10 protein-coding genes and 1 pseudogene are annotated in these 9,257 nt (G+C 41.2%); 10 read left to right on the top strand and 1 reads right to left on the bottom strand.

Annotated elements, in window-relative coordinates:
- The 6 genes from QUB37_RS28655 to QUB37_RS28630 all read left to right on the top strand — a co-directional run.
- Positions 1-258: transposase (locus tag QUB37_RS28655; RefSeq protein ID WP_333168550.1), on the top strand; the 258-nt coding region annotated here is incomplete at its 5' end.
- Between the two features lie 489 nt (positions 259-747).
- On the top strand, positions 748-1,839 hold the full coding sequence (locus tag QUB37_RS28650; RefSeq protein ID WP_333168548.1) for a glycosyltransferase family 2 protein: 1,092 nt from the start codon (positions 748-750) through the stop codon (positions 1,837-1,839).
- A gap of 12 nt (positions 1,840-1,851) precedes the next feature.
- Positions 1,852-2,163 carry a hypothetical protein gene (locus QUB37_RS28645; protein WP_333168547.1) on the top strand — a complete coding sequence of 104 codons (312 nt, stop codon included), beginning with the start codon at positions 1,852-1,854 and terminating at the stop codon, positions 2,161-2,163.
- A 152-nt stretch (positions 2,164-2,315) separates the two neighbouring features.
- Positions 2,316-3,083, top strand: a complete 768-nt coding sequence (locus QUB37_RS28640; RefSeq protein ID WP_333168546.1) for a DUF1350 family protein — start codon at positions 2,316-2,318, stop codon at positions 3,081-3,083.
- Between the two features lie 423 nt (positions 3,084-3,506).
- Complete coding sequence (locus QUB37_RS28635) at positions 3,507-3,875, top strand: sigma-70 family RNA polymerase sigma factor (RefSeq protein ID WP_333168544.1); 369 nt, start codon at positions 3,507-3,509, stop codon at positions 3,873-3,875.
- 33 nt (positions 3,876-3,908) lie between these two features.
- Positions 3,909-4,646 carry a sigma factor-like helix-turn-helix DNA-binding protein gene (locus QUB37_RS28630; protein ID WP_333168551.1) on the top strand — a complete coding sequence of 246 codons (738 nt, stop codon included), beginning with the start codon at positions 3,909-3,911 and terminating at the stop codon, positions 4,644-4,646.
- Here the strand turns inward: QUB37_RS28630 and QUB37_RS28625 are convergent.
- A pseudogene (locus tag QUB37_RS28625) lies at positions 4,621-5,210 on the bottom strand (Uma2 family endonuclease). The gene QUB37_RS28630 and the pseudogene QUB37_RS28625 overlap by 26 nt on opposite strands.
- Positions 5,211-5,531: 321 nt before the next feature.
- Here QUB37_RS28625 and QUB37_RS28620 point away from each other — a divergent pair.
- From QUB37_RS28620 to QUB37_RS28605, 4 genes are all read left to right on the top strand, one after another.
- Positions 5,532-6,572 carry a hypothetical protein gene (locus QUB37_RS28620; protein WP_333168543.1) on the top strand — a complete coding sequence of 347 codons (1,041 nt, stop codon included), beginning with the start codon at positions 5,532-5,534 and terminating at the stop codon, positions 6,570-6,572.
- Between the two features lie 164 nt (positions 6,573-6,736).
- Positions 6,737-7,681 carry a fatty acid desaturase gene (locus QUB37_RS28615; RefSeq protein WP_333168542.1) on the top strand — a complete coding sequence of 315 codons (945 nt, stop codon included), beginning with the start codon at positions 6,737-6,739 and terminating at the stop codon, positions 7,679-7,681.
- A 40-nt stretch (positions 7,682-7,721) separates the two neighbouring features.
- On the top strand, positions 7,722-8,327 hold the full coding sequence (locus QUB37_RS28610; protein ID WP_333168540.1) for an N-acyl amino acid synthase FeeM domain-containing protein: 606 nt from the start codon (positions 7,722-7,724) through the stop codon (positions 8,325-8,327).
- Positions 8,328-8,401: 74 nt separating this feature from the next.
- Positions 8,402-9,190 (top strand): ATP-binding protein, encoded by a 789-nt coding sequence (locus QUB37_RS28605; protein ID WP_333168539.1) that lies wholly within the window; start codon positions 8,402-8,404, stop codon positions 9,188-9,190.
- Positions 9,191-9,257 lie beyond the last annotated feature (67 nt).

Below are 9,257 nucleotides of genomic sequence, written 5' to 3'. Positions count from 1 at the left end.
GCTAGTTTTCATAAAAAAGCAGAGACTTTGCAGAAAATAGCGTCAGAGATGCCGAATCTAATCATAGAGTTTTTGCCCAAGTATAGCCCTGACTATAACCTAGTTGAATTAGTATGGCATTCCGCAAAGGAATATGTTGCTAATAGATTATTTGAATCCATTGAAAAACTAGAATCACTGTTACATAAACTTTTAAATGAAGGAGAATTAATTATGAAATGGAACCGAAAGATCAAAAACAAAGGTAACGCGAGTTAATGCAGTTTAGATGTCGAACAGCTTAAAACAAGATTTACTTACTCTTGATATAGTCGAATTTGATTAATAATTATAATTAAGCTTGTAGTAAAATATCAAACTCCTCGCTCCCGGTTCGGGCGCACGAAAAACAAATTTATGATTAGCGATTAACCGGAATCGAACTGAGTCAGGAACCGTTTTTTTTAGTAGCTGTATAGTTATTAAACCAATAATTTGGGCTGAGACCCGGTTTTTCTGGGTAAGTCTATTTAAGCAAAAAGATGCGATCGAACTTAGGACAACTCCAGTCTCCGAAAAAATCCCTCAATCCCTCGCACCCGTCGCCTTTGTGTCAGAAAAATTGACCGCCAAATAATAGTCTACACTCCGCCTGCTAAGGGCTGTTCCCTCCTTATGATAGATAACACTGATGTCGGTAAACCTGTTATATTTGGAGTATGTAGGCAAGTTTCCTGACTACAGGTACTTGCACGTAAATGAGTCAGAGTGTCTGCTTCGAGACTATACTTCGGCGAACAACTACCAAACCACACCTTAATGCAAGTTATGAACAGCCAAAAAGTCAGCGTAATCATTCCTGCATTCAATGCTGCCGACACTCTGGCCGAGACAGTTGCTTCCGTACTCAATGGCACCCACAAGAATCTAGAAATTTTAATTGTTGATGACTGCTCTACTGACGCTACTGACAAAGTTGCTGCTAAGCTGGTCGAGCAAGATTCGAGAATTCAATACTTCAGGAATCCCCAAAATTACGGGGTTTCTAAGTCGAGAAATTTAATGATATATCGCGCCATAGGCGAGTATGTAGCGTTTATCGACAGCGACGATACCTGGGAACCCCATAAGTTAGAAGTTTGTTTGAAGATGCTCGCAGACAATCCCGAAGTCAAAGCTGTGGCTCACGCTTTGCGATATTTAGACAAGCACGGTAAGAAGTTGAGTTATATTCCCACCTATCCTACAACTAAAGCAGAAATGCAGGCGATTAAGGAGACAGGCGAAAGTCCTTGGGTTTTCCCGTCTTCTGTTGTAGTCCATCGCTCCATTCTTCTCAAAGAAGGGGGGTTTGCAGAAGATTGGCAGGTAGGAGAAGATACAGAATTATTTACCAAACTTGCTCAAAAGTACGGCTTGCTAGCGGCGACAGAACCTTTGGGAAATTATCGAATTAGAGGAAACTCTCTCACGGATAAGCACTGGCTGAAGAAGCGCATAGCTTCTGATTGTGTCAAGGAAAACCAATTGCGGCGCTTGCGGGGAGAAAAAGAGTTATCACTCCACGAGTACGAACAGTTATGTTTTAAAAATTTGCCGCTTTTACAAAGGCTTAACAAATTTAGAGAAGTTTTGGCACTGCACTACATGAGAAAGCTGGGACAAAGTTGGTTAAATCAGGAGATTTTGCCTACTATTGTTTACGGCATCGCTACCACATTGCTCAATCCTCAAGCTACTGTACACAAGTGGAAATGGATGAAGACTCACGAAAAGTTGAGTCATCAAACCGCAGAAGGTATCAGTCATTCGCCACAATTAAACCCCCAGCGATCGTCTGAAATCGAGGGGCTGTCCTAAAGGATGTTATAGTTGTATGCGGGTTTACTCAAGAAATTAGGTGCTGCCAATAAAGCCGAATCGACGCCGATCGCCCAGGGGCTGGTTAATACGCGACATTCGGGTTTTGAGCCCTATTTGACTGTTAATATCCTGTCGGGTCAATTACCCGCAAGACTAGCTACAGCGGCTTGCAGCCGTGCGGTGGGACAGGATATACAAATCTTTGAAAGGCTCGATCGGATGTCATCCTTGATTTATTGTGCCACTAGCTTCAACCCTATACAGGGCGCTAACAGCAGCGATCGCCAGCCGTGCTATTTACCCCCAAAACAGTTAAAATAAATAATGTATAAGTAAAAAGGAAAGTTTTTGGAATTAAAAAATGGGTAGCAAACCCCTTTTTGATGCAGAAAATAAAAGCAAAAATTTATAAAACATTCTGCCTTTTACCTTCAGAGGACGATCGCATTTTTACTTTGAATTAGATTGAATTTATGGACTGGCAAGAAATTTCTGGCAATTGGGTATTAATTCCTTCAAGACCGATCGCGATCGTACATTTTCTCGGCGGTGCATTTGTGGCGACAGCACCGCAACTCACCTATCGCTGGCTGTTAGAGGCTTTGGGGAATCAAGGATATGTTGTTGTAGCAACACCGTTTGTCAATACTTTGGATCATATTGCGATCGCCCGCGATGTCCTCAACAAATTTGAAAATGCCCTCGATCGCCTGCGCGCCACTAAATTGCTCAAATCTTCCTATCTCCCCGTTTACGGTATGGGACACAGCATGGGATGCAAACTGCACTTGCTGATCGGTTCTGTATTTGACGTAGAAAGGGCAGGCAATATTCTGATTTCTTTCAACAATTATGCGGCATCCGAAGCAATCCCGATCGTCGAGCAAATTTCCCCCGTCTTTAACGTTGAGTTTACCCCTTCGCCGCAAGAGACTAATCGCCTCGTCCAAGATAGCTATCAAATTCGGCGCAATCTTTTAGTCAAATTTAACGGCGACAACATCGACCAAACCCTGCTGTTGACCAAACTGCTGAAAGCACGATTTCCCGACATGATTACTGTTCAGACTCTAGCGGGCAACCATCAAACACCCTTGGGTCAAGATGTTAGTTGGCCTGTGGGTCAAATTTTTACGCCCTTCGACGCGATCGGGCAATGGGTCAAACAAGAAGTGTATCGAGAATTAAATGAATTAAAACGGACAATTCTGCTGTGGCTTAATCCTACGTCCCGCGTTTGAGATTTGAGATTTGAAATTGTGGAAGTGCTCCCACGGATAAATCTGGGAGCTGGTGATTCAGACACATAGCATAAAGTTACAGCTAACGTTCCAGAAAGCCAACTCCTGAGCGGGGTTGGGATGATGGACAGCATATAAAACAGCCGGTCTCCTTAACCTATATATCAGCCTGAATTCAGTATTAATACAGTGGCATTTTAGCTCGCGGGTGAGCTTAGATTGTTAAAGGGATGTCTGAGCTATGCACTCATAGCGGCGATGATCCTACTTTTCCGACTTTTCCGACTTGAAAGATCCGACTTTTCCGACTGACAGGAGCCTAAGTGGTGAGTCAACATGGTGATAGGTGCATCTAAGGCTAAGTAAATTACTGCCTAAATTAATCGCAAGTTGTTTGTCCACCTAGAGTTTCAGGCTCCAGAGATGTTAAGTTGTAGTTCTGCATCGATCCCTTCCTCATGCACTCAAGATATAGATTCAGTTTTTTGGAAATTATGGCAGGATAATCAAGATTATCTTTACCGCTGCTGTCGCAAGTGGATGGGCAACCCAACCGATGCTGAAGATGCCCTCAGTCGGGCGATGCTCAAAGCTTGGGAAAAAGTAAGAGATTGTACGGATAATATCAAAAACTTTAAGGCTTGGTTAACCAAACTGACTTATAACCTGTGCGCCGATATTCATCGAGAGCGCAACAGGGGTGCAGTAGGAGTTGACAGTTTAGACACCATTGCTATAGGAAACGAAACCGAATTAATTAGCCAAGAGGAAACACCAGTTCGCGCTGCATAGCAGCGCGAACTAAAATTATTTTTTCGTGGGGCAATAGATGAGTTGCCCGATAGATTGCGCGAGACTTTTCTTCTCCATTTTGAATCAGGGCTATCTTATCCAGATATTGCCGAACAACTTAATATTTCCTACGATAACGTCCGCAAGCGCATTTCCCAGGCGCGGGCAATTTTGCGTCAGCGGTTCAATGAAAATTTCGGCGAAGATGGGACTGACTCGGATTTTTCTAATCCTAAGTCGAGGGTTTCTCCTCAGTCTGCCAAACCACGGAAGTCGAAGAAGACTGCTCAAAAAGAACCCGTTGCGCGCGAGATAATCTTATCTGGGGAGTTAGAAGAAGTACAAATTGTGGCTGGTGTAGAATTACCAGAGGCGGCGCTGTCTGTTAGGCAGATTGAGCCTGTTTTAGTTGATGCTCAACCTGATGAGAAGTTAGAGGAAATAGAGATTGTTGCTGATGGGGAACCCCAGTCGGTGGCGCTGTCTGTACCGCACAGAGAAAAGCTGGAACTAGAGGAAAGGATGAAGGGCGAGAAACCGGGTTTCTTTAGCTGTAGCAGCGAAATCTCGGTCTTTCCCTCGTCTTCTCAATGGGCGATTCCGCTTAGGCGTATAGCTTCGCGAAGCGCTTTGAAGCAATTGCTAATCGGGGTTTCTCTAGCTTGGAGTAGCGAAATTTTAAATTTTGGCATCCCCCATTCCAGAAACCGGGTTTCTGAGATTGCTAACAGGGGGGCGAGGAGTGTTAATAAAGGGATAGATTCAACCTAAATTCAAGCAATATATTTTCACCTGATAATTCTGTAGGAAGATTTCGCACTTCTACACTTTGTCCTTGACGATAAATTTCTACTTGTTGCTGTTGGGGGTTAATTAACCATCCCAATTGCACCCCTGCGTCCATATATTCCCGCATTTTGTCACGCAACATTTCTAAATCATCTGTTGCTGACCTTAATTCGATCGCAAAATCGGGTGCGATGGGGGGAAATTTGCGCCGTTGTTCGGGTGTGAGTGTTCCCAGCGTTCGCGCTGAATCCAAGTGGCATCAGGAGAACGATCAGCGCCATTGGGTAACTTAAATACAGTGGAGGAACTGAAGGTATAACCCAGGTTGGTTTGCCGATTGCAGATAACTAAATCAGCAATCAGGTCAGCTTCTCGATTTCCGCTATCTCCGCCAACGGGGGACATAATAATTAATTCTCCTTTGGCCGTTCGTTCAAACTGTAACTCGCGGTTATTTTGACATAACTGATAGAACTGTTTGTCTGGCAGGTGAACGGTTCTAGGTTTAATGTCAACGGTGTCTAGGTTTAGTGTCAAAGGACTCATAACTTTACACCTAGCCCGAATAGTAGTGAAAATTATATCGTGCTATTCCTTGACAATAGAAGACTGGTGTGGTATTCCTCGACAACGCCTGCCTACCTCTGCTGGAAGAGGGGCGCATCTTTGGGGCGGTTTTATCGGGTGGGGCGAGTTTCAAAAATTTGTGCCGTGTAAGAATTCACAATTTGGCTTCGGGAAGCGTCTTATTTATAGGTGAGCGATGCTGCGCCAGCATTAAGCAACTTAAGGGACTAGAGAAAAGCTCTCCAATTCCCAGTTGGAGTTCACCCTCTAGTTTTGTCATAAAAACTCAGGTCACTTGATATGCCACAAAAATTATCTTTTCTATCCCCCCGAAAATTCGTTCCAGAGATGCTGCTCGAAACTACAGAATTTTTTAGAATTGACGGAGAACGCTTATCTCAAATAATGTGGGAAGCCGCCATGCCTATTGCGGAACAAGCGATGCAAACTTGTCATATTCAAGGCATTAAGTATGGTGACCTCGACCCCAACAAGTACGGCTTCTATACAGTGCAAGATGCTATTTATTGCTATCAAGCCACAGAGCAGTACAGAAGATTGGCTGACACTGCTACAGATGCAACAATTAAACAATTTGCCGAAGAACGTTGCAAAAGCTATGAGAAATATACGAAAAGCTTATTTGACAAATGGTGTATCAACAATCCGAGTGGCATAAACCTGTCCTCAGAACTTCAACAATACATCAACTACAAGTCAGAGGTTTTAAAGAGTCACTCATCGGCTTATTTTCTAGTATCTAATATTCCCTGTTTGCGTCTTTGGACATGGCTGGCAAATCAATTACAAAATCGTCTGGTAGGTCCGGCAAATTTATACAGTTTTTGGATTCAAGATAATTTAAGTGATCAAAGCGCCCGCAGGTTGGAAGAGTTTGTTGATAGCAAGGCAAGCGAACTGGATGTCAATGAAGCCATTGCTGTATACAAAAGGTGTATGCAAGGAGAGTTAGAATTTTTCGCGTTGGCTGGAAAAGTCAGATACTACCTACAAGAAGGTGATTTTTTACTACCAGGAGACCGATTATTTTCACAAAGCAAAAACTATCAGCTTATTTATCAGGAAGATGGGAATTTAGTAGTTTATGATTCTTCAACTGAAAAGCCTATATGGGCTTCCAACACAAAAGGAAGTTATGCCTGGAGAACCTATATGCAGGATGACGGCAACTTTGTCGTTTATACAGACCACGCCAAGCCGGTTTGGTCGTCTGGCGTTTATGAATCTCAATACAAAGGCAGCAAGCTGTTTGTGGAAGATAATGGCAATTTAGTCATAAAAGACTGCAATAACAATCCTATATGGAACAGTAAAAATTAAACTTTGTACATGAAAAGCGATCGCCCCACAACCTGATTAAATTTCCACATCAGAAGGGCGATCGCCTTAAGTAAAAACAAACTCTGAATTTACCCACCTAAAAATACCAAGCTGAAAATCAGATTACCTTAAACCTCCTAACAAACAGAACAGGTTTTCAATTTATGAAGAGTATCAACAAGGTTAAGCGCATTTTTCCTACAGAACTTGTTGTTGACAGCCAGGTTTTTTATGACATCCAAAAGCCCAATCTAGTAAAAATTTTCCTCTTTTCTTCTTTTAATCTTAGTGCATATGTCCTATTATGCTGGATTGGAGTTATGCTCCACAATTGGTTAGTTTGGCCGCTCCTTTGGTGTTTTCAAGGTTTCATTTTCTCTGGTTTTATTGCACCTGTACACGAATGTGTCCACAATAACTTAAGTAGCTCTGTCAAAGTTAATCGTTTAATAGGAGTAGTATGGTCATTACCAATTATTCTAAACTTTTCATCTTATAAATACAAGCATCTTGAGCATCACAAATATACCCGTATTGTGGGTGATACATCAAATTTTGATGATTACTCAAGCTTAGGAGGGTATTTCCTGGACTTATTCGTATTAAATGTTGTCAATTATGTCTTACAGTTAACTAATATAATACTTGAAAATTTTCCTAATTACATACATTTAGAGAAAGCACGTCGTGATATTCAGATTGACAACTTAGCTTTATTAGGGTGGATAGCTCTAGTCGTTACTTCTACTATTGTATGGACTAAATTCACTTTTCTGTTCTACTGGTGTCCACTCCTAATGTCCTTCCCTAGCGCATTTTTGACTGCTATTCCAGAACATTATGGTTGTGATAAAACTTCCAATCCTCTCGACAATACTCGAACCACCTTGTCTAATTCATTTGTCCGATGTGTGATGTGGAATGCAAATTATCATGCTGAACACCATGTTTATCCTTCAGTGCCATCTCATAATCTGCCTATTCTCCATACATTAATTGGCAAATACTTTCAGTACCAAGAGCAATCATATTTTCTATTTCACCTAAAAATCATTCAAGGTTTACTAAATAAAGACAACACTCTCAAAAAAAATAATTATCAACAGTAGTTAAAAGTTCAAGTACATCAACTATTAATATACAACTAACATGCTGGAAATCAGATTAGCTCAAACCCCTGAAGAAAAAGAACAGGTTTTCAAATTACGTTATCAAATTTATGTAGAAGAACTGGGATATGCCCAACACTATACGAACCACCAACAGCAGAAAATAGAAGAACCACTAGATAAATATGGCAATATATTTGTAGCTTTTCAAAATGGTAAATTGGTGGGAACTGCTAGAAGTAACTATACTATAAAATCCGATTTAGGGTACTATGCAGAGCTTTATCACATCAGTAAAATTGCCGGAGAGGCACATTTCTTTGATACATCAATTGGCACAAAATTTATGATTCAAAAACATCTGAGAGGAAGCCGAATAGCTTTGAGTCTAATGCAGGCATATTACTATCAACTCCTGCAAGATCAAATTAAATTTGATTTTATAGACTGCGAACCTCACATGATTGCTTTCTTTCAAAGACTAGGCTATCAACCCATTGATATGATAAATCACCCAGAATATGGGAGTGGTCTTGCCATGATGTTAGATGTCTTTAATTTACAACATCTAGAGCGAGTTAAATCACCTTTTCAACGTCTGTATACAAACTTCGTGGAATCAAAAGAATGTCAGTATAGCATTTAATGAATCAAAATGAAGTTTAACTCAATCAAGCTTTTGTTTTTCAGTTATGTAATTTTTCCAAGGTAATCGAAAAAATGAAATCAATTCAACAACTCAAAAATTTACAGAATTCGGATAAAGAGATACTTGTGTGGGCATTCATTCCCTGTTTATCTCTAGAGCAAAATTTTTCTAACGAAGAATTTGATCCTGCATATTTTCAGCAAGAACTAGCAGAGGTTTTTGCGGAACTGAATGTGGAATGGAAGTTTAAGCTAATCACCTTAGAGAATATGACTGCGGTGATTGAAGAAGTTGCTGCTTCCCAAGCCCAATATTTCCCAGTTGTACTGAACTACTGTGCGGGGCTTGATGAAATTGATGGATATCCGGGGGCTTCTGTTGTCAAATTATTGGAAGCTAAAGGTATTCCCTTCACGGGTGCAGATTCTCAATTTTTTAAAATGGGGGACTCTAAGATATTGATGAAACAGGCTTTTGTTGAGGCAGGAGTTTCAACTGCACCATCTGAAGTGATTAACAATGTGAATAGCATTTGGGGATTATGCGATCGCCTTGTACCTCCACTGATCGTCAAACCGTCAGCTTCGTTTGGCACTAGAGGAATTTCCTTAAAATCTGTTGTCCACACTGATGAAGAAGCGATCGCTCGATTTGAGGATCTACAGCAAGGACAACATGGGATGCAGATTCCAGCAGATAGTATCTTTGTAGAACGATTTATCAAAGGTCGAGAATTTACGGTTTTAGTCATAGGGACTGCTCAACATCCAGAGGGAATAAAGATTTATCCACCTCTAGAAGCTGCTTTTCACTCTGGTGTACCTGAAAAAGAGCGATTTTATACCCGTGAGCATTTGTGACAAGTTAAGAAAAAGTGCAAATTGTCAAGGGGGTAGACCAAAAAAGGTAAAATAGGATGAAACCTTT

The sequence above is a fragment of the Microcoleus sp. AT3-A2 genome (genome assembly GCF_036705685.1).
Lineage (GTDB): Bacteria > Cyanobacteriota > Cyanobacteriia > Cyanobacteriales > Microcoleaceae > Microcoleus.
The sequence above is the reverse complement of the archived record's forward strand: the minus strand, read 5'-3'. Positions and strand labels throughout refer to the sequence as shown.

What these genes read in the sequence shown, in the direction of transcription:
- QUB37_RS28620 (WP_333168543.1), top strand. Translation starts at nt 5,532, where the DNA reads ATGCCACAAAAATTATCTTTTCTATCCCCCCGAAAATTCGTTCCAGAG.
- QUB37_RS28635 (WP_333168544.1), top strand. Translation starts at nt 3,507, where the DNA reads ATGTTAAGTTGTAGTTCTGCATCGATCCCTTCCTCATGCACTCAAGAT.
- QUB37_RS28610 (WP_333168540.1), top strand. Translation starts at nt 7,722, where the DNA reads ATGCTGGAAATCAGATTAGCTCAAACCCCTGAAGAAAAAGAACAGGTT.
- QUB37_RS28615 (WP_333168542.1), top strand. Translation starts at nt 6,737, where the DNA reads ATGAAGAGTATCAACAAGGTTAAGCGCATTTTTCCTACAGAACTTGTT.
- QUB37_RS28640 (WP_333168546.1), top strand. Translation starts at nt 2,316, where the DNA reads ATGGACTGGCAAGAAATTTCTGGCAATTGGGTATTAATTCCTTCAAGA.
- QUB37_RS28605 (WP_333168539.1), top strand. Translation starts at nt 8,402, where the DNA reads ATGAAATCAATTCAACAACTCAAAAATTTACAGAATTCGGATAAAGAG.